Source organism: Marinobacterium profundum, from assembly GCF_001528745.1.
In the GTDB taxonomy this organism is placed as follows: domain Bacteria; phylum Pseudomonadota; class Gammaproteobacteria; order Pseudomonadales; family Balneatricaceae; genus Marinobacterium_A; species Marinobacterium_A profundum.
In genome coordinates, this window is record NZ_BCNS01000115.1 from 1 (window position 1) to 24,259 (window position 24,259).

Consider the following 24,259-nt stretch of genomic DNA (forward strand, 5'->3'; position numbering starts at 1 on the left):
CAGCACAAAAAACAGCCAAACTCAGGTGGCTCGCAGTAGGTTGAGTATTCTCGGACAGCTTCCTAGCAGCGCATGCGCTTTTTTTGCCCATTGCCTGCCCCACTCAAGAGCGGCACCGGTTGCCCGCAGCCCGCCAATGTGATTGTATTCATGCTTGCTGCAGAAAATTCGTGCCCGATTCAATCGGGATGCAAAGCAGGGCAGAACGTTAAAGCACAGGCCCCGACCGCCAGCTATAACTGCGCCGTTGCCCGATCGCAGGTCGCTTACCATTAGAGAAACATGATGGATCAACAAGTTAGTCTCTGCCTGGGGGGCGACCTCGCCAACTTGCACAGCCTTGGCTGGATCGCCACTGATATACATCGACTGATAGAGTTTTCCGACCTGCTGGAGTCCGGTGATCAGGAACCGCTGGAGCGCTACTTCGGCCCCCAGGCCCGCCCTGCCAACCGCTATAAGAGCTTCACCGCCAACGGCCACCGCCCGCTCAGCGATATCAGCCTGCAGGATGATGGCAGCCTGGCGCTGAACATTCCCAACCTCAGCGTGGCCGGCGCCATTGTCATGCCGCTGGTGCAGACAGCCGTAACCCGGCTGCTGAAAAAGACCGATACGCCGCAGGATTTTCGCCTCACCCCGGTAGATTCCGGCCTCAAGCGTGTCATGCAGGCATTTGAGCGCGGGGATTTCGGCAGCGGCAGCGAAGGGCTTAACACCCTGGCCTTCGTGCTGGCGGAGCTAAATTACAAAGTGGATTTTCTGGTCAGCAACGCCGACATCGTCGAACACTCGGTGGACCGCTACGCAACGCGCATTGCCCGCACCATTCGCAAACACGGAAGGTAACCCGCTGACCGGCAGGCACCTGCAGCGCGGGCCTGCCAGCGCCTGCCGTTAATAGCTGCGTTACTTAGACGCATCCACGTTGTTTTTTTCGCTCAGCCTTTTGTTCACGGTTTTCGGCACCATCCTTACGGTAGCCTTAGTCTCGGGATCTTTCGGTTTTCGGGTGCCTGGCGTAAACCGCCGTTCCGCCCTAAGCTTGCGTTCTGCTTTAATTTCCTTAATCCGTCCCTGCTTATCGACATCCTCCATTTGCTTCCTCTTATTGTAATCAATGAGCTTTTCTGTTCGCGATTCCAGAGTATCGTCGCGAATTTCGCCATGTTTTCGGGTCGGCGTTAACTGGTCTTGGGGTGATTCAACCTCAGGTTCGGGTTCCAGTGCACGGCTTGGCTGCGCGGACTCACAGACCTCATCATCGCTGTATCCCGGCGCACACTCTGGCACCACTGGCACCTCGCCGACCGATGTAGACCTGGTCATCGATACCACCGAGATCCTGCCCAGGCGCACCTCCTCTGCCGCAACGCCCGCCGGGGGTACGCCACTGAAATGCAGCACGCCTGTTTCATCCCGCCAGCGGTATACGGAGCCTGCCATTGCAGCCGAACTCACGCATATCAACAGCGGCCAAAGGCACCATCGCCAGAAAGTCATAGCCCTGCTCCTGCCGTCTGAAGAAACGCGGCCCGCAAAGGCTATGCACATTAACACTGCACCCTTTTACCGCCGCCTGAAGCATTCGACCGACACCCGGGCATTGGGTTGCATCACGCTATTTGTCCGTCACACCCAGCACCTGCAGCAGACGCTCACGCATCACCTCTGGTTCTACCTCGATACCCGTCCAGTAACGAATCGCAATACGCCCCTGGTTCACCAGCATGCCCAGGCCATCCAGCACGGTACAGCCCCGAGTTTCGGCGGCCCGAATCAGCGCGGTGCGCGGCGGATTGGGAATCGCATCGGCCACCACCATGGCTGCATGCAGTGAATCCAGATCAATATCCGGGCAGGCATCTACATTGGGATAAAGCCCGATACTGGTGGCATTGACCAGCAGATCGGTGCCTGCGGGCACCACAAAAGTATGATCCCAGGGCACAAAATCCGCTGTGGCCTGGGTCTTGTCATTCACCAGCTGCGCCAGCTCCTGCCCGCGCCCAGGGTCACGATTCACCACCCTGATCTGCGCCACAGCCGCCAGCGCCAGCTCAACCGCCACTGCCCGCGCAGCCCCGCCGGCCCCAAGCAGCACCACCTTTTTGCCCCGCAGATCCAGCACCGGCCGCAGCGACTCGACAAAACCCCGGCCATCGGTATTCTCGCCCTCGTAGCGACCACCCCGGCGCACCACCGTATTCACCGCGCCAATGATGCGCGCCGACTCACCCAGCCCATCCAGATGCTCGATCACCGCCACCTTGTGCGGAATCGAACAGTTAAAACCCGCCCAGCCCATCGCCCTGGCACCGCGCACCGCATCCTCCAGATCCCCGGGCGCCACCTCGCAATTGATATAGCGCCAATCCAGCCCATGATGACGGTACGCCGCCTCCACCATCGCCACCGTTGGATTCTCCGCCGACGGCTGCGAGAAAGACCCGGTCAGTTCACTCAGAAAATTGGCACTCATTAACAGACTCCCAAACACCCATGGAAAAACCCGCAGCAGACCAGCACTCAGCACCCACAAACCCACAAAAACCGCTGCCCCCTACCCGCTGCGCCTCGCTATCCATAAAAAACGCTACTCGCATCCTAGCAAGCGCAGCGACTAAGCCAATTTCAATTGTTGCAGCCAAGAACGACGGCCGGCGCACGGTGTAAACGCACTGGAAGAATCACTACTGCATCAAAACAAATAATTACGAATTCACAATTGTCCCTACCGGCGTGGGAAGGACGGGGGTAGAAGATTTGGCGTTTGTACCAAGGAAACACCCCCACGGGCGTGGGGAAGACCCACGGCAATGGCGCCCAGGCTGGTGACTGTGAGAAACACCCCCACGGGCGTGGGGAAGACAAATTGCAGATGTATGTGATAACCACATATTTGGAAACACCCCCACGGGCGTGGGGAAGACCAAAGCGCGATAAAAAGAAACAGCTTCGTGAAGGAAACACCCCCACGGGCGTGGGGAAGACCTGCCCACCGTCTCTGACGATGCCCGGCCTCTAGAAACACCCCCACGGGCGTGGGGAAGACTTCACCGGCGGCTTTGTGCTGATGGTAATATCGGAAACACCCCCACGGGCGTGGGGAAGACCAGGCCGCTTCTGCCACTTATCGCGCTGCGTCAGAAACACCCCCACGGGCGTGGGGAAGACGCCCGCCGCCTTGGCCATATACGCCCCGGCTAAGAAACACCCCCACGGGCGTGGGGAAGACTGGCATGACTATGAATTCTGTTGATGTGGAAAAGAAACACCCCCACGGGCGTGGGGAAGACTGTCTCCAGCGCCCGCTGCCGATGCGCCACATGGAAACACCCCCACGGGCGTGGGGAAGACTCAGCCGTCCCAGCCGGCTGGGTCTCTGGATGAGAAACACCCCCACGGGCGTGGGGAAGACAAAACTTCAACGATGAACCGATGCTGGCAAAGAGAAACACCCCCACGGGCGTGGGGAAGACATTTCGGAGGTGTTTTCGGGGATGCTTAATACGGAAACACCCCCACGGGCGTGGGGAAGACTTATCAGCTGCGCTCTATCCAGCGCACCTGGCAGAAACACCCCCACGGGCGTGGGGAAGACGTTGCCTGGTCCGCGTCGGTTGATATGGGGTTGGAAACACCCCCACGGGCGTGGGGAAGACCACCCGGTGGATAAGTATGCGGGGTGGGGTCGGGAAACACCCCCACGGGCGTGGGGAAGACAGAGCCAGCATGGCGGCGTCCCGCGTGTCCTCAGAAACACCCCCACGGGCGTGGGGAAGACGCACCCAGCAGGATCTTGGCCAGCAGGGCGTTGGAAACACCCCCACGGGCGTGGGGAAGACTCCCCATCACGAAAGTGCGGGTGATCTGCTGCAGAAACACCCCCACGGGCGTGGGGAAGACAAATGCGGATCGGCGTAATCGAGGGGAGGAGTAGAAACACCCCCACGGGCGTGGGGAAGACGAGAAATGCGCGGTGGGCCACCGGGTCCCGGCGGAAACACCCCCACGGGCGTGGGGAAGACTTTTAACTCAGCATCGCGCGCCTTGAGGGCCGAGAAACACCCCCACGGGCGTGGGGAAGACCTAGCACGGGGTCACTTGCAGGCACCTTACGGAGAAACACCCCCACGGGGCGTGGGGAAGACCCCCCTGGTAAATACGATCAATTTGAGAAAGCGGAAACACCCCCACGGGCGTGGGGAAGACTCGGACATATTGAAAAATTCAAAGGCGCCTGTGGAAACACCCCCACGGGCGTGGGGAAGACTGAGAAGATCAACCAGCGACAAAGCAAAAAGCGGAAACACCCCCACGGGCGTGGGGAAGACTCGATGCACCAGAGGTACCAGCCGCCGGCGATGGAAACACCCCCACGGGCGTGGGGAAGACGCTGATCAAGGTCGTTGTGGGGGCGGCGTCCCAGAAACACCCCCACGGGCGTGGGGAAGACCGGGTCTTTCAAGACTGCCGGTGTCATGGCTGAGAAACACCCCCACGGGCGTGGGGAAGACTTAGGCCACGACAGCTTAAACGCGTCGCCAATAGAAACACCCCCACGGGCGTGGGGAAGACCACGATAATCAGCATAGGCGGTATCAAACAGTAGAAACACCCCCACGGGCGTGGGGAAGACTGACACTGTGACGGCAGATGAAAGCATGTATAAGAAACACCCCCACGGGCGTGGGGAAGACCTCTACGGCCTTGCCCGCATGCTGCTGGGGCAGGAAACACCCCCACGGGCGTGGGGAAGACGCAGGATTTATTGCTCAGACTGCGAGCGCGATGGAAACACCCCCACGGGCGTGGGGAAGACTCCCGATAATCAGCACGGCATTTGCTCCTGTAGGAAACACCCCCACGGGCGTGGGGAAGACACCAACCCGGGCCCCTGGGCGGAAATCCGGATGGAAACACCCCCACGGGCGTGGGGAAGACCGTGGCGCGCATACACCGGGACAGATAACTAAAATGCCCTGCTGGAAACACCCCCACGGGCGTGGGGAAGACTCGCTCAGGGTCATGCGGGCCACGCCGGCGCCGGAAACACCCCCACGGGCGTGGGGAAGACTGGACACCATCCAAAGGGCCACCCTTTAAAACGGAAACACCCCCACGGGCGTGGGGAAGACACCAATATATTGTTAAAGAGCCACCCTAACAACACAACATATAGGGTTTACGAATTTTTCAAGGTTTCAATAACTAACTGGAGGCCCGATATTTCGACCAACTGTTTTCTGGTTGGACCTATAGTGCGAATGTCGTAACCAGGTGGTTTTGGTAGGGAACGAAAAATCATCACACCCGATTCAGCGGGGCAATGTTGATAGAGATATTCGATAACAGTTTTTGCAACCGAGTCTTTCACACCTGACACAAAAACATTCGGCCGGGGTTCAACAAACCATAATTTCATCCGCCCTCGTACTGCTGGCGGCAGATCATTTGCTACGACGACGAGCATTCTTCACCCCCAGCATATCGGGTATATCCTCCGCCAACCGCGCCAGCAGATCCATTTCAATGACACGTTCGCGAAATGCGGAAGATACCTTGTGCTTGTTGTAGCGCCCGGCCATGTCGCGGGTCAGCTCAAAGGCCAGACTGATACACAGATGTTCCTTGTACAGGTCAGCCAAGTCATAGATAAAGGGCAACGGACTGCCGGAATGAATAAATCCGATATGCGGCGAATAACCCATACTGTGGACCGCAGAACAGAGGATCCCATACAAAGCAGCATTGCTGGCTGTCAGAATCCGATTGGTGATATCGCTGACATCAAACTTCCCCGGTATGAATTGCCGTCCTTTCCAACCGACCTGATACTGCTCGGCCTTGGCTTGATAGAGCGACCTGACCCGATAACCCTCCATGCCCATCATCTCCTTGAGGGTCTTACCTTGCAGATCAGCATCGGGGAAACGACGAGTAAACATCCGCCGCGCCACCTCCACTGATTGCTCCGGGTCGGCAGATAACTCTATCTGCCGTTTCAGATTCCGGGTGTCCGCAGTCGGTAGAAAACCTGCTGCATAGAACAGCAGGCTGTCCTCCCCTACCCAGCAAACTGCGCAGTTGGCCGCTGTCGCTGTCTTGATGGCGTCATGGGTAACGGTGGTACCCGGTCCCAAGAGCAGAGCGTTCAGAGTAGCCACTGGCAGTGGCACTACATTAGCTTCGGAATCGATCCATTTGACACTGCTGTCATCGATTTCCAGCCTTCCCCGCTCCAGATAGATGAATGGGTACTTGTCCTTAACCTGCGGAAGTGAATCCCGGGTTACCTTGACGAACAATCGCTGCCCTGCGGTCATAGTTCACTCCATACTCATTACGGTCACCCGCCGGTCACGGTATTTTTTGTGCTCACCAAATTGCAGCGGCACGTCATTCAGGGTGAGCACCTCACCATCGTGCTCCCCCTGCAACACCTGAAACGTGGGTAGACGCTCCTTGTCCTTTGCCAATCGTCGAGCTGCGCCCAATGCCTGCTGGGCGTCGACATGGACGCCCTGGAAAATGAACTCTGTGGGCACGCAGTTTTTGCGACCCAGGTACAGATCCCACACGGGGCTTTGCAAGGCCTCTGCAGCAGCCTGCAGCTCCGCTTCCGGCCCCTGCAGGGCGACGGCATAGGCCATATCCTGCAGGTAATAGCGGTAGGTCATCTTGGTGCCTCCTCCCACCGCTTTCTTGCCTTCACTGGTTTTCGGGATCAGCAGGTTCTCCCAGGGGTCCTGGTCGTCATACCCACTACCCACCATATGGAAGTCCCGCATCAATGGCAGCCGGGGCGTGGCATTGCCCTGTCGATCAATAGGAACGTAGGCTTCCACCTGCATATCCAGATCGGCCCAGCGTGCCAGCCATTCGGTCTGCTCCCCTGCCGCGCCCCTGGCGCAGCACAGTAAACCAAGCACACCGGATTTGGTGGGGAAGTCCAGACTATCACGCCGCCCAAACTTGGAATCATGCCCCCAGGACTGGAGCGGCGCCTCCAGCCAGAGCAACAGGTAAGGTTCGCTCATGGCGCACCTCACTGTACATGGGTTTGCAGTGCGGCGATCAGGTGGTCGATGCTGAAATCCTCATCCTCGCCCCAGTCATAAGCCTCCTGCTTGCCGAACAAGGAACCAGCCAGTTTTTCTTTTTTATCCAGATAGCTCTTGAGCGTTTCAATGCTCGGTTGCAGGTAGCCACCCTCACGAGCCTTGACCGGAGTTTCGAACGGCACTTGCAAGCGCTGGCCTTTACGTACCATGACGCGGGCGAACTCCCACGGGCTGGCGCCGGACTGGGTGGTCTGGCGGGCGCTGGGGACCGCGACAAACAAGGCTTGGGTAAACGCAGCAATAGCTTCCTTCAATTCCTGCTCACCCATGGTCTGCGCTAGTTGCCCCAAATCCAGGCTGATATAGCGGTAATAGGTTGCGGAGTTGAATTCCAGGCTGCCCATGTGTGCGGAGCCCGGTTCTTCCTGTCTATCGTCCAGCGCTGTAAAAAACTCCACTTCATTGCTGACCTTGTGGGTGGAAATGGCATGGGCAAAGGATGCCGCCGCCTCCACATTCATACTGGCGGCTTGAGCTACCATCCGACCAAACAATGCAATATCCAGTGCATTGATGTGTTCATTGGTTTTCCCGATCAGCTGCGCAAGCTCGGCTGCCTGTTTTTTGGCATCCTTTTGCTTGATGACTGCGCCAGAATCAAAGCCAGCTTCACGAAACGCTCGTGCAATGATTTGTACTTCATTGGGGCTGAGAAACAGCAATGTGTCTGTTTTCTCCCCCTCTGACGAATGCATATCGATTTCATATGCCTCGTCCTTTCCTTTCTTGGGCTTGGTTTCTTTCTTCTTGATAAAAATCTGCTCGATCTTGTTGCCGCATACAACAGCTTGATCCTGTGTTGCGCCCTGCTGCATACAAGCATCTGCAATGAGACCAGCGATAAGCTTCGTCCGGGTTCCACGTACCATACCTATCTCGTGCAGTGAGAGTCTTACTTGCCGTTTCCAGCACTGGGAACTGACTCGCGCCCGGGTAACGCCGCCGACCATGGCGGTTTTCGGCGCGCCCACATCGTCCCGGTTCAGACAGGTAACCGGGAATGACTGCAGGATGTGAAATTCAATACGGGTATTGGTGTAGGTATTGGTCATTTTTAGTTTCCTTGTCTTAAGCGAAGGGGTTGTCGAGGACGGGAACAATCTGCAGCAAACCACAGCCATAGGCACGGGCTCGACCTATGCCCTGGCTGAAGCTCGTTTTAAATTGCGCTGGGTCTGTGATACGCAGCAGACCCTGAACATGGGCCTGCGCAATGGTCACCTGTCGCTGTTGTTTATCCTTGAACTGCTGGATTTCAACTTTATCCACCTGCAGATGCTCGGTGGCTATGGCAAAACCCCAACTGGTCGCTGCCCGCTCCGCGAACCATTGGGCCACCGCCTCGCGGCCACGCACGGGAGCCAGTTTGCGGCTGGCGCTATCACGTCGGGTCGGGTTGACGATCACCTTGAAGCGGTACTGGCTGTGTTCCAGAAAATTGTCTGGTATCGGCTTGCTCAGTACCTCACCGTGCTGACCGCCCACGGCAGCCATAGGTTGACGGTTAGCCAGCATCAAGATTTTCCGCCCCTTGTAATCACCACCCTGGTCAGCATAAAGAATGCCGCTGGACTCACTGGTCTGTTTCGATTCCGGATCACGGACATCGTCGTAAAGGCTATACACCACTCGATGCAGAGAATAGGCATCGGTGATACGCAAGGCTTTCACCGCTGGGCGGTCGAGGTGCAGTACGCTGGCAATCATGCTCATGGGGTGGCCTCCTCGTTTTCGGTCTGTGCCGGCTGGCCATAGAACTCCTGTGCCCACTGGGTTTTGACGCGCTGTCCGTCGAAATGAAAGTTGCGTAGTTGCCTGAGTAAGCGGACAAAATCGAGCGGTTGCCCTACCTTACTGTCAATCAGGGTAAGAATCGGACGCAGAATGCGGCAGGCTTCTGCCAGCTCATCACAGGCCAGCAGGCGGCGCAGGCGAGCCTTGGCCTGATCGCTTTGATTCCCGTCCTCATAGCAGGCGGCAATGGCACGCCCTAGCTTCAAGCTGCCGTTGTGTTCCGCCTTGGATTTGGCGATAGCGGCTGCCACCGTAACGAAAGGTAGACGCTGGTAGTCCTTTTCCAGGTCAACGCCCATGGCGCCGAGCAACTCCCAGCTCTGGTATTCGGTAGCCGGGTTATCGGCCCGACGCAGACGCGCCGCCAGCCCCTTATCGTTACTACAGCGCTCGACAACGGCTTCGACAAAACGCTGCTCCCTGCTCTTTTTGGCACCTGCTTGTGCAGGCTGAGTGTCAACTTGCATCGGCATCAAGCCTCCTGCTTCAAGTATTTACTGTTATTGGGGCGGCACTTGGCCCAGGCATCCAGTTGCCGGGCAGTTTCCCGTGGACAAAACTGGTCATAAGCCTGTTGAACATAGTCGGCAAAGCGACGGCGCAGATTTTGACGCTGGCTGGCGGCATTCTCGGTTTGGTCGCAGTTGTCTACCAGAGGCTGGAAATCGCGTTCGCAGAGCTGCCAGAACAGTTGTGTGGCTTGGGCCGCAAGCTTGGCGCCATCAACTTTCTGCTCCTTTAAAAAGGCCATGACTCTGCCATACAGGTTTTTGGCCAGCGTATCGAGCGCATCCATTTCCACTTTCAACTGGCTAAACCAAAGCGCGCCCAACATGTCACTGTGCAACCAGACCTGCGATTCAACAAAATCATCACTGCCGGATACATACTGCTCACCCGCATTACTGCTGACTCGCAGTCCTCCAGACCAGACAGCAAAAGCGTCAGTTACATCTCTGGCACGCTCCAGACCACTGCGCAGCTGCCAGCTTTGAAACCCTTGTGATTCTCCTTGCTCAAAGAAGCCCAGCAACGCCGTCAATTCACGCCACGGTCGTTTTTCCGGGTCTACCCACAATCCTTTCGGCTCCTTGCCTGAGTTATTGATTGCCATACTCGGGTCAACAACACCTTCCTTGTAGCCCGGATGTGCAATGCCCTCCGAGTAATGCAGGCCATCATCGGCAAGCAAACAAAAACGACAAAGTGGTATGAGCCGCCCGATAAGCGACTGTTTTAGCTGTTGCGCCTGTATACAGTGCTCACCTTCTGGCATCTGCTCCCAAGGAGAGACACCCAATCCTTCGGGATAAATGTTCATTTGCTCGATCTGCCTCTGGCTCAGCAGATTGAGCCAGAGCGTTTCCTGTAATTGACCTCCCAACAAGAAGTTATGCAAAAGCCCCATATGCGCTACGGCCGGGCCAGGCTTGCCGGTAGAAGGCTTTCGCTTATCATTGCGCTTCCCGGCATAGCCCGGCGACAGCACCACACTGTTATCAGTTTTCTTGCCAGACAAAGCAAAGCCCATCAGGGTCAGCAACAACAAAGCCTTGCCAGCATCATCCAGCGACCGTTGAACCTGTATCTGGCTAAGCACCGTGGTATTGCCGGTAGACACTTCCGGCAGCACAGCACCAAAGGGTTGAATTTTTGCCGTCTTGATCGTGGGCATCTGCAGAAACGGCCGCTCGCCATACAGATAAAATCGATCATGCCATTTATCCAGATACGCCAGGCAACGCTCAGCCAGGCCTTGCGCTCCCAATGCTTTCCACTCGTCCTCGTTTTCAGGTGTGACGGCAGACTGGGCAATCGCCAGCAGCAGCTTGAGCAACGCAATTTTCTGAACCGGATTGCCACCTAGGCTGCGATAGTCCGATTGGCTGAATAGCTGCCGCAGGCTGACGCGCCCGTGATCGACCACCGGTATCCAGGGCTCATCAATCAAGTTGAAACGATTTTCCATCAGCAATTTCCCCTAGTCTTTGATTACCCGGTAACCGAGGTCATTCCGGTATTCCAAGGTGTATTTCTCGTGAACCTCTGCATACTCAACGCCTTGCAGGCTGCCGGTGTCGTCTACCAATGCCACACGCAATACACTCTCGTCGTTCGGCCAGTCCGGGCTGCCGAGATAAAAGCAATGCTGCAAGCCAAAGCGTTTGAGCTTGTCCACCGGCAGAGCCTTAGGCGCGTCCTGCACCCTGACAGCCACCACCTGACGCATCAGGGCGGCGCTCAGTTGCCGCCATTGCGCCTTGTCACGATGGTGACGCTTCCATGGCAAATGCAACTGTTCACCACTAAGTAGCGTCAGCAAGGTCAACTCCTTTTCCGGGACGAGGCGCAAGTTGCGTAGCAGCAGAACCTCAAAATTATCTGCCTCACTGTAGCGGGTCTGCGCCTTGCTTTCTGGCAGGGTGTTACCGGCATCAGCCAGCGTGACTCTGGCCAGTTGCCGTAGTGTCTTGCGCCCTGCGCGCTTAAGTTTTCCATTACGCCCTGGAGTACCTTCCACTAATTCAAGCGACCAGCGATTCATTTGCCCCTGCTCAAGCCGAGTGGCGTAAGTACTTTCAATCAGCCCGCGGATGTCCTCCGGCAGCTTGACCGTCTGGACTGTTTGCCAGACTTCCAGGCTGCGGCACAGAACGTAGGGGCTGTATACGAATGCACTGCTGCCGAAATGTTTTTCAGGCTCGTCGATGGCGGCTTCCAGTTCCGGCGCCAACAGCCAGGCCTCTCGTCCGGCCATTTTGCAGCGCAGGGTGTCTTCATGGCGCCAGAGCCGGCCGAGGCGCTGCAACAGCATATCGGTGGGCGCGAAGCGCGTGACCATGAAATCAGCGTCGATATCCAAAGATTGCTCCAGCACCTGGGTGCCCACCAGAATCCGGCCTTGCTCGCCTCTCTGTGGCCAACCGGCTTTACCGAAAAGGTTGACCCACTTGTCTTCCATGTTTTGACGGTCATCGGCGGTGAAACGCGAGTGCAATAGCCCACAGGCCACACCCAACTCACTGGCTCGGGCGGCCAGATCCAGATAACGCTGCTGAGCTTCCAGCACGGTGTTTTCGATCCACAACACCTGCTGCCCCTGCTCGGCGCGCAGCAAGGCCTGCTCCACCGCCAACTTTTCATCACGCTGCAAACGAATAGTGAACGAACAGGAGGGCCCCGCAGGCACAGGTACTTCACGTACCTCTGCCAGGGCGGGGCAGGCGGTGATCAGGGGATAATCGCTAGCGGATAGCGTATCGGCGAGTAGTTGCTGACGACGATCTCGGTTCAGAGTGGCGCTGAGAATGATCACGGTGCAATGCAAGGAACGCAGCAATGCCACTAACGCATCAAGCAAGGTACCGGTATAGGCATCATAGGTATGCACTTCATCGAGAATAACCACCTTGCCGGCCAGGCCGAAGGCACGCACGAAGCCATGCTTGACATTCATCGCCGCCATCAACGCCTGGTCGATAGTGCCCACGGCAAAGGGCGCCAACAGCCCGCGCTTGGCCTGATTGAACCAGGCACCGCCCGGCCTGCCCTCTTCGCCCATATCGGTATCCAGCATCCAGGCATTTCCGTGCAGCAACAGGGAACGATGACGACAGTCATCCGCCAGTATTCCCGACAAGCCTTTCTCGTCATCGCCTTGCAGAAACTGGTTGAACCGCTCGAAAATTTTGTTGGAGGTCAATTGAGTAGGCAGTGCGAAGTAAATACCGCTGGCCTGGCTGGAGGAAAGCACCCTATAAGCGGCATACAGGGCCGCCTCTGTTTTGCCCAGCCCCATCGGGGCTTCCAGCACGTAGACGCCGGGCGAGGCTACCTGCTCAATCAGGCTGGACTGAGCGTCTCTGGGAGAGAAGCCAAACACCTGTTCAAAGCTGAGTCGAGTTTTGTAGGTTGGCGGAACAAAGCCGGCAGCATCCAGCGCCTTGCCGATATTCTCTTCCCAGGGCGCCAGTGGATCTTCAAAAAGCTCGCCCGAACCAATCCAGTCCGCCACCGATGTCAATCCGGCCAGAAGACGCGCCTGCGGTGCAGATTCGACATGAGGCCAGGTCTCACCGAAATATTCCTGCAGCGCCTGCACCAGCTCTTCACGTTCATTCTGCCATGCTGCGCCACCGAAAATTTCATCTGCTGCTCGTTTCCCGGCAACCGGCGGGGAAAACCCATGATGCTGACCCATGATTTCCGGCACAAAATCAGGCGCCCCCATGGCCCTTGCCGTCAACTGACTGACGCCCGCATGGCCGCCCCACCCTTTCTCCAGATCCGGGCTGAAACCCGGTATCAGTTCACCGGCACAGGCGCGCGTGATTTTGTTGTAGAAGGTAGGGCTCACCTTGCCGATATCATGATTGGCGGCGGCAAATGGCGCTCCTTCTGGAAAAAGCGCCTGTGCTATTCCACAAGGTGAGCGCCGGATAATTTCACGAGCGACTTCTCCCACGATCTGACAGTGGTTGAATACGCTCCGGCCGGGGTAAGTTCGCCCGTCCTCGCCCTGATAGCTTTTGGCAGGGCAATCACCAAAAGGAATCGCGTCTACCAGCAAGACTGTTCTGGTGATCGTTGTATTTCTACGTCGTATCATCGTGCGTATCCTTTAAACTCCATCGCCACTATCCATGCATCACCTCCACCTCGCCAATCCTGCGAAAATAAACAGGTCGCCTGAAGCGACAGGTTCGGCGCCCTCACCTGCTGTCAGCTGAACAGCCAGGGTTTGATTTCATCCAGGTTCACCAGTACCAGTTGCTGGGCTTCGGGGTTGCCGTCGAGCATTTTGATATTCACCTGCATTTCCAGCAGCAGATAGTGCGCCAGCGCCGCACGGGTGCGCAGCTGCAGCTCGCCGTTGTGCATGGCGTAGTCGTGTATCAGGGCGTCTTTTCTGGCGGAGTTCAGGCGTGGGTCGGGCTGCAGGCGCAGGGTGACCTGGGTGTTCCAGGCGTCATCGCCGGCACTGGAATACGCCGAGCGATCCAGCAGTTCGGGGATGCCGCGAAAGCGGCTGAGCACGAAATCCCGGTATCCCTGGCTCTTTTCACAGTAGGCACGCAGGTGCCAGCGCAGGCCTGTGCTGACGAAGGTATGGGGCACGATAATGCGCCCGTCCCGGCTGGGGTTACTGACAGATACGTAGTCCACCTCTACACGTCGCTGCTGGCGGATGGCCCGCAGCAACGGGCGCATCAGTTCAGGCGGTACTGTGCGTGGAGGATGGGCCAGCGCCAGATGGGGCAACTGGCAGGCTGCACTTTGCGGGCTCGCATGGGCACGCATGCCCGTCATCAGGCTCAGGTACTCGGTCACATCGCCGCTGATATGCTGACGCTGAAAAGCCGTTGTGGGCACATAGCCCTTGCTGTGGGTGTCGTACTCAAGATGGCGCGGAAAGGCCCGCTTGTAGCTGCCGATGTCCTTGCTGGCCTGCTGGCGGCCAATGCCGAAGAACTCGCTCAGGTGGGTCGTGGCGACGCGCCCTTCCCAGTAGGCGATCAGTTCGATCAGCCAATAACGCCGCTCTATATCCGACTGCTGCATGCCACATCCTTGTAGGCGCTCGATCCGGTTTTGCTGGCTAAAATTCCCGCTGTGCGGGCAATACAGACTAAGCGGCCCGTGCCGGCTTGTCGAGCGGGCAATTCGTTATAATCTGTCCGCTGGCGTAACACGGCTATGGCCCGGATATTACAGCGTTAAAACCACACTCAGCGGCTGAAGGCGTTGCGCCATTCTTCCAGAATCAGGCTGCGTTTCATGGCATCGGTCTGCACCAGCAGGGAGACCCCCAGCGGGATGGGGCGCAGCGGGCTGTTGTTCGACAGGCGCAGGCCCTGGGCGCTGGTTTCGCCCGAGACTTCGTCGCGAATGGGGTAAAGACTCGATTTGTCGGCCAGTACCTGCTGGCCCTGCAGCGACAGCATGAAGTCGAGAAAGCGCTTGGCATCGGTGGTATTGGCGGCGGCGGCGGGGATAAAGGCGCTGCGCATAATCACTGTGGTGTAGTCGCTGGGCTTGATGACGCTCAGCACCGGATATTGCCGCGCCCAGGCGTGGGCATAGGAGCCCAGCACGTTGTAGGCGATAACGATATTGCCCAGGGCCAGCTGCTGCAGCATGGCAGCACTGCTCTGGAAGAGCTGGGCATCGTGCAGGCTGAAGGACTCCAGCAGGCGGCCGTTGCTGGCGGTCCGCAGGTTATCGTGGGACCAGACCAGATAACCGATACCGACCTTTTCAATATCGAAGGTACCAATGCGCCCGCGCACCTGATCCCCCTTGCGCCGGATCAGGTCGATCAGCTCGGCGCGGCTAGAGGGCAGCGTTTCGTTGTCCAGAAAGCCGCTGTTGATCACCATTACGGCAGGTTCGTAGGTGATGCCAAAGATCTCGTTACGCCAGCGCGCCCAGTCAGGCAGCGCCTGGGTCTGGGCCGAGCTGTAGGCCTGGGCGTAGCCATCATTAACCAGCTTGAACTGCAGATCCATGGCCGAACTCATCACCAGATCAGGCGTGCGGGGCAGGTCCTGCAGGAAGCGGTTATACAGCTCCAGGGTGCCGAATTCGCTGTATTGCAGCCGCACCGATGGATACTGCATCTGATAGGCTTCAAGCAGCGGCGCTATGGCGACAAAGTCGGCGCCGCCATACACCTGCAGCACCGATGTTTCAGCCCCACGGGACGGCAGATCCCACAGGGTTTCGGCCCGCAGCGCCGTCGCTGTGCCAGCCAAAAACACACTCAAAAACAGGCTCAGCAGCAGACGCACAAAACAGCCTGGCAACCTCTTTGACAACCGCATCAGGTAGCCCTCCGGCGGTGAAAGCGCACTGTGACCACCAGGCCCGCGGGCTCATTGTCACTCAGTTTAAGTGAGGCGCGATGGTAACTGGCCACCTCCTTGGCAATGGCGAGCCCCAGGCCCGAGCCCGTGCGGCTGTTGCCGGGGCTGCGGTAAAAGCGCTCGAACACCAACGGCTTTTCCGCATCAGGGATACCGGGGCCGTTATCCGCCACCGCCAGGCTGATAGAGCGCTCATCCTGTTGCAGCTGCACCCGCACCTCGCTGCCCGGATTGCTGTAGCGAATGGCATTTTCGAGGATGTTTTGCACCATCTGGCGCAGCGCAAAGGCATTGCCCTGCAGCAGCACCTGGGCATCACCTTCGTACCCCAGCTCCACGCCCTGTTCCAGCGCCGGCAACGCCAGCTCGCGACAGAGGTCGCGCACCAGCGAATCCAGCGCCACAGCTTCGGCCGGCTGACTGCGCAGGCGATGGGCCAGCACCGCCTGGCTAAGCAGCTGGTTCACCGTATCACTGAGGCGATCCGCCGACTCCAGCACCCGGCCCAGCTGCTGCTGGCGCAGGGTACTGTCTTCTTCGTCCAGCGCGTTCTGTGCCTGGGAACGCAGCCCCGCCAGGGGTGTGCGAATCTGATGCGCCGCCTCGCTGGTAAAGCGTTGCAGCCCATTAAGGGTGCCGCCCAGCTGCTGCATGAAATGATTAATGGTGTGTACCAGTTTCGAGATCTCCCGTGGCACTGCCATATCCAGCGGACTCAGGTCCACGGAGGAACGCCGGGCCAGAGCACGGTCGAGCTGATCCAGCGGGCGCAGCGTCATCCAGATGCCTAAGGAAACCAGCAGCAGGGCAACACCAAACAGCAGCCCGATCAGCTGTAGCGCCCGCAGGCTGATTTCGTCTGCCAGGCTGGTGCGCGCTAGCCTGGTCTGGCCGATCTGGATGCGGATATAGCCGCTAAAATCCGTTTCGGTCAGCAGCCGTTCCAGCAGCACAAAGCGCACCGCTTCACCCCGGTAATCGGCATCGAAAAACTGTTTCCTGAAAGCATCACCGGCATCCCCCTGGCTGGAGCCATGCGCCATTTTCCCCACGCGGGCCGGGGCCCCAGGCAGATCGTCATAGCCGGTAATATGCTCACCCCCCGGCCCCATAATGCGGTAATAGACCCGGTCATCCGGCGCCAGCGCCAGGGTTTCAAAGGCGGCCCGGGGCAGATCTGCCACCACACGGCCCTGGCGCAGCGAAATTTGCTCGGCAATCTGCAGCGCAGCCCCGGTAAGCAGCCGGTCGTAGGACAGTTGCGCCGCGTTCTGAGCATAACTCTGGGCGGCGCGCACCCCAAGCAGCGACACCGCGATCAGCAGCAGGCTGGTGATGCACAGCAGCTTGCGCCGGATCGACCAGCGCCCCACATCAGGCAGGCGTATTTTCAACCACATAGCCCAGGCCTCTGAGGGTGCGTATCTGTACGGAACTGTGCGGCAGCTTCTTGCGCAGGCGTGCCACATAGAGCTCTATGGCATTGGCGCCCGGTGTTTCATCAAAGTTATACAGATGATCCAGCAGCTCTTCCTTGCTCAGCACCCGGCCTGTGCGGCTCATGAAAATTTCCAGCAGGCGAAACTCGCGCTGCTTCAGCTCCACCACAGCGCCCGCAACGGTAACAGTGCAGGCGTGGCGGTCGAGCTCGGTATTGCCGATGCAAAGCCGGTCCTGCGCCTGGCCCTGGCTGCGCCGCAACAGGGCGCGGCTGCGCGCTTCGAGCTCACCAAAATCAAACGGCTTGCTGAGATAGTCATCCGCCCCCAGATCCAGCAGGCTGATGCGGTCTTCTATCTGGCCACGGGCGGTCAACACCAGCACCGGCGTGGTACTGCCACGCTGGCGCAGCTGGGCCAGCACCTGCTCACCGCCGAGCCCCGGCAGGTTCAGATCCAGAATAATCAGATCAAACGCCTGATGCCTGAGAATGCTGTCCGCCTGGCGGCCATCGGGCGCCACATCGGCGGCGTGGCCCTGCTTGAGCAGGCGCCGGCCTATGGCCTCGGCCAGGGTCAGATCATCTTCCACGATCAGAATTCGCATGCTGCCTCACTTGCTGTCACGTTGCCCGGCACTCATTTCCTGCTTGATCCACTGCACAAAGCGCTGAATGTCGGGCCGGTTCAGGGTATTGCGCGTGCAGATCAGATAATAGCTGTGCCGCGCCTGCACGCTGACATCAAACAAGCGCACCAGACGCCCGGCGCGCAGGTCATCCGCCGCCAGCACGCTGCTGCCCAGTGCAACCCCCTGGCCGTCCATCGCCGCCTGCAGCACCATGCTCGACATGCTGAAACGCGGCCCGTTGACCACCTCCAGCGGCGCTACACCTGCGGCCCCCAGCCATTGCCCCCAACCGGGAAATTCACGGTCATCCGCCCGGCCCTCGAAGTGCAGCAGCGTCTGACCCGCCAGATCCCGCGGCTGTCGGAAAACAGTGCCGCGCTCCAGCAATCGCGGACTGCATACCGGAAACACAATTTCATCGGTGAGGGCTTCAAGGTGCATGCCCCGCTCCTTCGGCGGCCCGTAGCGGATGGCCAGATCCACATCCTCGTAGGAAAAATCCACCAGCCGGGTCGAGGCATCCACCCGCAGGTCTATATCGGGGTGCGCCTTGCGAAACAACTCCAGACGCGGCAACAGCCACTTGGCACCAAAGGAGGGCGCCACACTGATGGTAATCAGGTTCTGATTGCCAAACTCCTGTGCCCGCGTCACCGCCTGGTTCAGCAGATCGAAACCACTTTCGATTAGCGGCAGCGCCGCCCGACCGGCTTCGGTCAGGCGCACAGACTTGTTCAGGCGTTTGAACAGATCAACCCCCAGAAACTCCTCCAGCAACTTGACCTGCTGACTCACGGCACCGGTGGTGACATGCAGCTCGTCCGCCGCCTGTTTCAGGCTTTCGTGGCGCCCGGCCGCTTCAAAGGCGCGCAGCGCCTTAAGGGGGGGTAATCGTCGCATGATGCTGATCCTGGATCCGGTAGTACGCGGCTCCAGCGGAGCCAATTGCCATTTAGTGTAGATTATCTATATCAAATAGCGACAATTTCGATAGCTGAAAAACACCCGACGTATAAAAACAATAAAAAGCCGGCACCTTAAAGTTTTAGATATTCTAATTCTGAAGCCTCTTAGCCTCGTTCAGAGCACAGCCCCTCGTCGTATTTTGAGCAAGCCTGGCTGTGCGACATCAACGCTTGATGAGACTCGCACAAGGTCTTCAAAAGGGTCAGAAATTTAAATTTAAAAATATAAATAACAAACACTTAACTGAAAAACATTTTTAGCTCACCAAAGTGTTTAACACCTTTCAACACCAGGACGAACAGCTAAAAGCTGCATGAAAGTACGCCATATTTTTAAATAACAAAAATAATAGATTTAATTTTTCTATACCAAGAATCGAAATTATATGGTTTGTCGCGCAAAACCGCCGGGCGTATCTTGCTCACAAATCAGCCAGACAAGCCTGGCTCGATAACAAATGACATAGAAAAATTAAATCCACTTTCCCTTCATCCACCAGGAGAGCAAGCATGCAGACATCCATCCCCTGCACCATCATGCGCGGCGGCACCTCCCGCGGCCCCTATTTCCTGGCAACCAGTCTGCCTGAAGACTGGCCCACCCAGGAGAAGGTTTTGCTGGCGGCGCTCGGCTCCCCCAGCGCCCAGCAGATCGACGGCATTGGAGGCGGTACTTCCCTCACCAGCAAGACGGCGATCATCTCGGCCTCCTCCCGGCCAGACGCCGATGTCGACTACCTCTTTGCCCAGGTCGGCATCGATACGCTGTCCGTCGATATAGCGCCTTCCTGCGGCAATATTCTGGCAGGCGTAGGCCCCTTTGCCATCGAGTCTGGTCTGGTAGAACCCGGCGCAGTCGAAACCGTGGTGCGGGTGTTCAACGTCAACACCAGCAAGCTGATCGAAGTGCGGGTAAAAACCCCCAACGGCCAGGTTGAATACGAAGGCGACACCGCCATCGACGGCGTCACCGGTACCGCAGCGCCTGTACTGCTCAACTTTCTCGATGTGGCCGGCAGCAAGACCGGCACCCTGCTGCCCACCGGCAACGCCTGGGACCTGATCGAAGGCGTACCCGTGACCTGTATCGACGCCGCCGTACCCATGGTGGTCATCGCTGCCGAGTCTCTGGGCAAGAACGGCGCCGAAACCAAGGCTGAGCTGGATAGCGATACCGACATGATGGCGCGCATCGAAAGCATTCGTCGTGCGGCGTCCTGGAAGATGGGTCTGGGCGATGCCAGTGGCAAGGTCATACCCAAGGTGGCGCTGGTGTCGGCACCGCGCAACGGCGGCAGTATCACATCGCGCTACTTCGTGCCCGACAACTGCCACGCCAGCCATGCCGTTACAGGCGCAATCTGCGTCAGCACCTGCGCCATGGTACCGGGCTCAGTGGCAGCGCCTTTTCTGGGCACTGTCTTTGGCGATTCGACCCTGCGCATCGAACACCCCAGCGGCCAGATCGAAATAGTGCTGGATATTCAGCCTGCGGCCAAAGGCATCGATGTGCGCAGCGCAGGTGTCATCCGCACCGCCCGCAAGCTGATCAGCGGCGATCTGTACGTGCCGAGCTTCATCTGGAGTGGCACACCGCGCGCCAGAGTCTCCTGAAGCAACACAATAAATCCCCCAACACATCCATGACAGCTTGGTGACAGCTTGGGGGCATAGATTTACTCATAACCCGGGCCTGCACGGATTCGGGATCACAATAAAAGAGACCATAAAAATGAAAAATACCCACCTTAGCCTGCTCAACCTTTCCGCCCGCGCCATTCGCCCACTGGTTGCCGCCATCGCCTGCGCCAGTGCGCTGAGCGTAACGACGCCTACCCTGGCGGCGGAGTTTGATGGCGCCCGCATCGAAATGACCATGCCCTTCAAGGAAGGCGGTGGCACCGACACCTGGGGCCGCTTCTACGCACCCCTGATTGGCGAGCAGCTGCCTGGCCAGCCGATCGTGGTGGTAAAGAACATTCCCGGCGGCGGCTCCACCAGCGGTGCCAACCAGTTCCATATGCGCGCCAAGGCTAATGGCCGCGATATCTTCGCCTCCTCCGGTTCCACCATGTTCCCCTATATTCTGGGCGACAAGCGCGTGCGCTATGAATACAAGGACTGGACCGCCATCCTGGCCTCCCCCACCGGCGGCGTGGTCTATATCAGCTCCGATCTGGGCGTGAAAAACGTCGCCGACCTGGTCAAGCTCAAGGATGCCGATCTCAAGTACGCCAGCCAGGGCGCCACCAGCCTCGACCTGATCACACTGCTGTCTTTCGAAGTACTGGGGCTGGATGTCAAAGCCGTATTTGGCATGAAAGGGCGCGGCGAAGCCCGCCTGGCGTTTGAGCGCGGCGAGGTCAACATAGACGACCAGACCACCTCCGGCTTTATCAAGAAAGTGCAGCCGCTGGTCGACGAAGGCAAGGCCGTACCGCTGTTCAGCTGGGGCGTGCTGGGCAAGGATGGCAAGATCCAGCGCGACCCCTCTTTCCCGGATCTGCCGCACTTTGTTGAAGCCTATGAAATGGTGCACGGCAAGGCTCCGGACAGCGAACGCTTTCGCGCCTGGAAATCCTTTTTCATAGCCGGCTATGCCGCCCAGAAAGGCCTGTTCCTGCCCAAGGGCACGCCAGACGACGTTGTCCAGGCGTACCGCGAATCCGCCGCCAAGGTGATTGCAGTACCGGGTTTCAAGGAAAAGGCGCAGGACGTGCTGGGTGACTACGAACAGGCCGTGGGCGATGAGGCCAGCCAGATGTTTGCCGAAGCCGTGAGCATGGATGACGCCGCCAAAACCTGGGTCATCGACTGGCTCAACTCCAAATACAGCGCCGGTCTTGAAGCACAAGAATAAGCGGACCCACAGGGGCGGGTAATCCCGCCCTTTTCGCACCCTGCCAAGTGGTGACTCCCATGCTCGACACTCTGATTACATCGCTGCTGACCGTACTCAGCATGCAACATATTCTTTATCTCGCCGGCGGTGTCTTCCTCGGCCTGATGATCGGTATTTTTCCGGGTCTTGGCGGTATCGCCGGCCTGTCCCTGCTGTTGCCCTTCCTCTACGGCATGGACCCCATCTCCGCGCTGGCCATGCTGGTCGGCCTGGTGGCGGTTATCCCCACCTCCGATACCTTTACCTCGGTGCTGATGGGTATTCCAGGCTCCAGCGCCTCCCAGGCCACGGTGCTGGATGGCTTCCCGATGGCCAAGCGCGGTCATGCAGCCCGGGCCCTGGCGGCGGCCTTTACGGCATCCCTGTTCGGTGGCCTTTTTGGCGCCCTGATGCTGACGGTCTTCGTGCTGATTGCGCGGCCCCTGATTCTGGCCTTTGGCTCGGCCGAACTTTTCATGCTGACCCTGCTGGGCCTGAGCATGGTAGGCGTACTGGCTGGCAACAGCCTGGTGAAAGGCATCAGCGCCTGCGGTATAGGTCTGCTGCTGGGCAGCCTGGGTGCAGCTCCTGCCACCGGCGAATACCGCATGTCGTTCGACAATACCTACCTGATGGATGGTATCCCGCTGGTTGTGGTGGGTCTGGGTATTTTTGCCATACCGGAAATTATCGATCTGCTGCGCCAGAATCGCGCCATCGCCGAAACCGCTGCCCTTGGCAGTGGCTGGATTGAAGGCTTCAAGGATGTGATCAAGCACAAATGGCTGTCGATCCGCTGCGCCATACTCGGCACCCTGGTTGGCGCTCTGCCCGGTCTTGGCGGCAGCGTGGTGGACTGGATTGCCTATGGCCATGCAGTACAAACCACCAAGGCCAAGGACAATCCCCAGTTCGGCAACGGTGATGTGCGCGGCGTTATCGCACCTGAATCGGCCAACAATGCCAAAGAGGGTGGCGGTCTGATTCCTACTCTGCTGTTCGGCATCCCGGGTTCCGGCAGCATGGCTGTCTTCCTCGGCGGCATGGTACTAATCGGCCTGGAACCTGGCCCCGCCATGGTGGGTGCCGAGCTTGGCACGACCTACACCATCGTCTGGTCGCTGGCTCTGGCCAATGTGATTGGCGCCGGCTCCTGCCTGCTGCTGTCCAAGTGGGTCGCCCGCCTGACGCTGATTCCCTACGCGTTGATGGCGCCCTTCATGCTGATGGTCATCTGCTTTGCCGCCTTCCAGGCCACACGCAGCCTGGGCGATCTGGTCGCACTGCTGGCCATTGGCGTGCTGGGTGTCGTAATGAAACGCTTCGACTGGCCACGCCCGGCCTTCCTGATCGGCTTCGTACTGGCCGGCGGCATGGAAACCTATCTCTATCAGGCGGTGCAGTTTGATGGCTGGTCTTTCCTGACCAAGCCCGGCGTGCTGATCATTGCCGCGATCACTGTCGCCTCTATCTACTTCGCCGTGCGCACCAAGCCTGCGGACAAAACCGACGATACAGACGCAAACACCGAAACCACAGCCGAAGCTCCGCGTCGTCGCGCCAGCAACCTGCGCCCGCAGATCATCTTCGCCTTCGCCGTGGTCGGCCTCTTTGGCTACGGTCTCTACGATGCGCTGCAGCACTCATTCCTGGGCGGCGTTTTCACCGCAGGTCTGTGCGCCTTCATGCTCCTGATGTCGCTGATCGTGCTGGTTAAACTGCTGCGTGGACGACTGGAAGACCCGGTGAACTTCGACAACGAAGTGGAAGCCGGCTACAGCCTCGACAGCAGCATCACCAGCCTGCCCCACTATGTTTACTGGCTGAGTGGCCTGGTTCTGGGCTGCTACCTGTTCGGTTACCTGATCGCCATTGGCCTGTTCTTCGTTATCTTCCTGCTGCTCAAGGCACGCACGTCGATGATCAGAACCCTGTCACTGACCGGTGCGGCTTTGACCTTCCTGGTGGTGTTGTCCCACCTGATGGTGCTGGATATGCCCCGCGGACTGCTGCAAGAAATGGTGCAGCTCCCCTGGCCGCTGAGCTAAGGCTCAAAAGCGAGGTGCGAGGGGCGAGGTGCGAGGTGCGAGGTGCGAGGTGCGAGGGGCGAGATTAAAGGGGCTAGGAGCTAGGGGCTAGAAAGAGCCAAGAGCCTGAAACCAAAAAACCAAAAATCTGGAATCCAAGGAGGCAAACCACCCTTCAACCACAGTGCAAACGTAAATGGTTTTATGAGTGATTGTTGATTGGCACCGGCCCCGCTTCTGCGGGGCCAACTATTTGCGGCACAGGTTGAGCTGGAGGTTAAAAAGGGGCGAGGGGCGAGATTAAAGGGGCTAGGGGCTAGGAAATCAAGAGCCAAACCTGAGCCACGAGCCTGAAAACAAAAAACCAAAAATCTGGAATCCAGGGAGGCAAACCACCCTTCAACCACAGTGTGAGCGTAAATGGTGTTATGAGTGATTGTTGATTGGCACCGGCCCCGCTTCTACGGGGCCAACTATTTCTGTCCATTATACACATCTGACCCTGCCGACGCCCTACACCGTCTACATA

19 protein-coding genes and 2 CRISPR repeat arrays are annotated in these 24,259 nt (G+C 58.4%); of the genes, 4 read left to right on the forward strand and 15 right to left on the reverse strand.

The genetic code is table 11. The features are described from left to right. Positions 1-282: 282 nt before the first annotated feature. Positions 283-849, forward strand: coding sequence for a hypothetical protein (locus tag MPRO_RS12200; RefSeq protein ID WP_158651807.1), 567 nt, complete (start codon positions 283-285; stop codon positions 847-849). A 60-nt stretch (positions 850-909) separates the two neighbouring features. On the opposite strand, the gene MPRO_RS12205 is transcribed toward MPRO_RS12200, so the two are convergent. The 15 genes from MPRO_RS12205 to MPRO_RS12270 form a co-directional block, all read right to left on the reverse strand. Next, positions 910-1,503, reverse strand: coding sequence for a DUF4124 domain-containing protein (locus tag MPRO_RS12205; RefSeq protein ID WP_067292618.1), 594 nt, complete (start codon positions 1,501-1,503; stop codon positions 910-912). 118 nt (positions 1,504-1,621) lie between these two features. Further along, entirely contained in the window at positions 1,622-2,482 is an 861-nt protein-coding gene (gene aroE, locus MPRO_RS12210; protein ID WP_067292621.1) for a shikimate dehydrogenase, read from the reverse strand. 301 nt (positions 2,483-2,783) lie between these two features. Continuing rightward, positions 2,784-4,093: a CRISPR direct-repeat array (repeat unit 28 nt; unit sequence GAAACACCCCCACGGGCGTGGGGAAGAC). A gap of 94 nt (positions 4,094-4,187) precedes the next feature. Then, positions 4,188-5,141: direct repeats of the CRISPR family, unit length 28 nt; unit sequence GAAACACCCCCACGGGCGTGGGGAAGAC. A 47-nt stretch (positions 5,142-5,188) separates the two neighbouring features. Beyond that, entirely contained in the window at positions 5,189-5,476 is a 288-nt protein-coding gene (gene cas2e / locus MPRO_RS25070; RefSeq protein WP_082708713.1) for a type I-E CRISPR-associated endoribonuclease Cas2e, read from the reverse strand. Beyond that, complete coding sequence (gene cas1e / locus MPRO_RS12215; RefSeq protein ID WP_067292624.1) at positions 5,454-6,329, reverse strand: type I-E CRISPR-associated endonuclease Cas1e; 876 nt, start codon at positions 6,327-6,329, stop codon at positions 5,454-5,456. The genes cas2e and cas1e overlap by 23 nt, the downstream gene beginning before the upstream one ends. 3 nt (positions 6,330-6,332) lie before the next feature. Continuing rightward, the gene (gene cas5e / locus MPRO_RS12220; protein WP_067292627.1) at positions 6,333-7,043 is read right to left on the reverse strand and encodes a type I-E CRISPR-associated protein Cas5/CasD; all 711 of its coding nucleotides are present in this window, start codon (positions 7,041-7,043) and stop codon (positions 6,333-6,335) included. A gap of 8 nt (positions 7,044-7,051) precedes the next feature. Next, positions 7,052-8,179, reverse strand: a complete 1,128-nt coding sequence (gene cas7e / locus MPRO_RS12225; RefSeq protein WP_067292630.1) for a type I-E CRISPR-associated protein Cas7/Cse4/CasC — start codon at positions 8,177-8,179, stop codon at positions 7,052-7,054. 16 nt (positions 8,180-8,195) lie between these two features. After that, entirely contained in the window at positions 8,196-8,840 is a 645-nt protein-coding gene (cas6e, locus tag MPRO_RS12230; protein ID WP_067292632.1) for a type I-E CRISPR-associated protein Cas6/Cse3/CasE, read from the reverse strand. Continuing rightward, positions 8,837-9,394, reverse strand: coding sequence for a type I-E CRISPR-associated protein Cse2/CasB (gene casB, locus MPRO_RS12235; RefSeq protein WP_102136303.1), 558 nt, complete (start codon positions 9,392-9,394; stop codon positions 8,837-8,839). Before casB ends, cas6e begins: the two co-directional genes overlap by 4 nt. Continuing rightward, positions 9,394-10,890, reverse strand: a complete 1,497-nt coding sequence (gene casA / locus MPRO_RS12240) for a type I-E CRISPR-associated protein Cse1/CasA (RefSeq protein ID WP_067292634.1) — start codon at positions 10,888-10,890, stop codon at positions 9,394-9,396. Before casA ends, casB begins: the two co-directional genes overlap by 1 nt. A gap of 12 nt (positions 10,891-10,902) precedes the next feature. Continuing rightward, positions 10,903-13,530 carry a CRISPR-associated helicase Cas3' gene (gene cas3 / locus MPRO_RS12245; protein WP_067292637.1) on the reverse strand — a complete coding sequence of 876 codons (2,628 nt, stop codon included), beginning with the start codon at positions 13,528-13,530 and terminating at the stop codon, positions 10,903-10,905. A gap of 113 nt (positions 13,531-13,643) precedes the next feature. After that, a complete protein-coding gene (locus tag MPRO_RS12250) occupies positions 13,644-14,483 on the reverse strand; it encodes a helix-turn-helix transcriptional regulator (RefSeq protein ID WP_067292640.1) in 840 nt (279 codons plus the stop codon). Between the two features lie 167 nt (positions 14,484-14,650). Next, entirely contained in the window at positions 14,651-15,745 is a 1,095-nt protein-coding gene (locus MPRO_RS12255) for an ABC transporter substrate-binding protein (RefSeq protein ID WP_067292648.1), read from the reverse strand. Next, positions 15,745-17,187, reverse strand: a complete 1,443-nt coding sequence (locus MPRO_RS12260) for a sensor histidine kinase (protein WP_067292651.1) — start codon at positions 17,185-17,187, stop codon at positions 15,745-15,747. Before MPRO_RS12260 ends, MPRO_RS12255 begins: the two co-directional genes overlap by 1 nt. Then, on the reverse strand, positions 17,162-17,833 hold the full coding sequence (locus MPRO_RS12265) for a response regulator transcription factor (RefSeq protein ID WP_067292654.1): 672 nt from the start codon (positions 17,831-17,833) through the stop codon (positions 17,162-17,164). The genes MPRO_RS12260 and MPRO_RS12265 overlap by 26 nt, the downstream gene beginning before the upstream one ends. A 6-nt stretch (positions 17,834-17,839) precedes the next feature. After that, a complete protein-coding gene (locus MPRO_RS12270) occupies positions 17,840-18,757 on the reverse strand; it encodes a transcriptional regulator GcvA (protein ID WP_067292657.1) in 918 nt (305 codons plus the stop codon). A gap of 575 nt (positions 18,758-19,332) precedes the next feature. Between MPRO_RS12270 and MPRO_RS12275 the strand changes: the two genes are divergently transcribed. From MPRO_RS12275 to MPRO_RS12285, 3 genes are all read left to right on the forward strand, one after another. Beyond that, entirely contained in the window at positions 19,333-20,436 is a 1,104-nt protein-coding gene (locus MPRO_RS12275) for a 4-oxalomesaconate tautomerase (protein WP_067292661.1), read from the forward strand. A gap of 118 nt (positions 20,437-20,554) precedes the next feature. Continuing rightward, the gene (locus MPRO_RS12280) at positions 20,555-21,682 is read left to right on the forward strand and encodes a Bug family tripartite tricarboxylate transporter substrate binding protein (protein WP_067292664.1); all 1,128 of its coding nucleotides are present in this window, start codon (positions 20,555-20,557) and stop codon (positions 21,680-21,682) included. A 59-nt stretch (positions 21,683-21,741) separates the two neighbouring features. After that, complete coding sequence (locus MPRO_RS12285; protein WP_067292667.1) at positions 21,742-23,751, forward strand: tripartite tricarboxylate transporter permease; 2,010 nt, start codon at positions 21,742-21,744, stop codon at positions 23,749-23,751. Positions 23,752-24,259: the final 508 nt, after the last annotated feature.

Excerpts from the sequence above, each read along its gene's own strand:
- MPRO_RS12285 (WP_067292667.1), top strand. The coding sequence starts at position 21,742 with ATGCTCGACACTCTGATTACATCGCTGCTGACCGTACTCAGCATGCAA.
- MPRO_RS12270 (WP_067292657.1), bottom strand. The coding sequence starts at position 18,757 with ATGCGACGATTACCCCCCCTTAAGGCGCTGCGCGCCTTTGAAGCGGCC.
- cas2e (WP_082708713.1), bottom strand. The coding sequence starts at position 5,476 with ATGCTCGTCGTCGTAGCAAATGATCTGCCGCCAGCAGTACGAGGGCGG.
- cas5e (WP_067292627.1), bottom strand. The coding sequence starts at position 7,043 with ATGAGCGAACCTTACCTGTTGCTCTGGCTGGAGGCGCCGCTCCAGTCC.
- cas1e (WP_067292624.1), bottom strand. The coding sequence starts at position 6,329 with ATGACCGCAGGGCAGCGATTGTTCGTCAAGGTAACCCGGGATTCACTT.
- casA (WP_067292634.1), bottom strand. The coding sequence starts at position 10,890 with ATGGAAAATCGTTTCAACTTGATTGATGAGCCCTGGATACCGGTGGTC.
- aroE (WP_067292621.1), bottom strand. The coding sequence starts at position 2,482 with ATGAGTGCCAATTTTCTGAGTGAACTGACCGGGTCTTTCTCGCAGCCG.
- MPRO_RS12250 (WP_067292640.1), bottom strand. The coding sequence starts at position 14,483 with ATGCAGCAGTCGGATATAGAGCGGCGTTATTGGCTGATCGAACTGATC.
- cas6e (WP_067292632.1), bottom strand. The coding sequence starts at position 8,840 with ATGAGCATGATTGCCAGCGTACTGCACCTCGACCGCCCAGCGGTGAAA.
- cas3 (WP_067292637.1), bottom strand. The coding sequence starts at position 13,530 with ATGATACGACGTAGAAATACAACGATCACCAGAACAGTCTTGCTGGTA.
- cas7e (WP_067292630.1), bottom strand. The coding sequence starts at position 8,179 with ATGACCAATACCTACACCAATACCCGTATTGAATTTCACATCCTGCAG.
- MPRO_RS12200 (WP_158651807.1), top strand. The coding sequence starts at position 283 with ATGATGGATCAACAAGTTAGTCTCTGCCTGGGGGGCGACCTCGCCAAC.
- casB (WP_102136303.1), bottom strand. The coding sequence starts at position 9,394 with ATGCCGATGCAAGTTGACACTCAGCCTGCACAAGCAGGTGCCAAAAAG.
- MPRO_RS12260 (WP_067292651.1), bottom strand. The coding sequence starts at position 17,187 with ATGTGGTTGAAAATACGCCTGCCTGATGTGGGGCGCTGGTCGATCCGG.
- MPRO_RS12265 (WP_067292654.1), bottom strand. The coding sequence starts at position 17,833 with ATGCGAATTCTGATCGTGGAAGATGATCTGACCCTGGCCGAGGCCATA.
- MPRO_RS12255 (WP_067292648.1), bottom strand. The coding sequence starts at position 15,745 with ATGCGGTTGTCAAAGAGGTTGCCAGGCTGTTTTGTGCGTCTGCTGCTG.
- MPRO_RS12275 (WP_067292661.1), top strand. The coding sequence starts at position 19,333 with ATGCAGACATCCATCCCCTGCACCATCATGCGCGGCGGCACCTCCCGC.
- MPRO_RS12205 (WP_067292618.1), bottom strand. The coding sequence starts at position 1,503 with ATGACTTTCTGGCGATGGTGCCTTTGGCCGCTGTTGATATGCGTGAGT.
- MPRO_RS12280 (WP_067292664.1), top strand. The coding sequence starts at position 20,555 with ATGAAAAATACCCACCTTAGCCTGCTCAACCTTTCCGCCCGCGCCATT.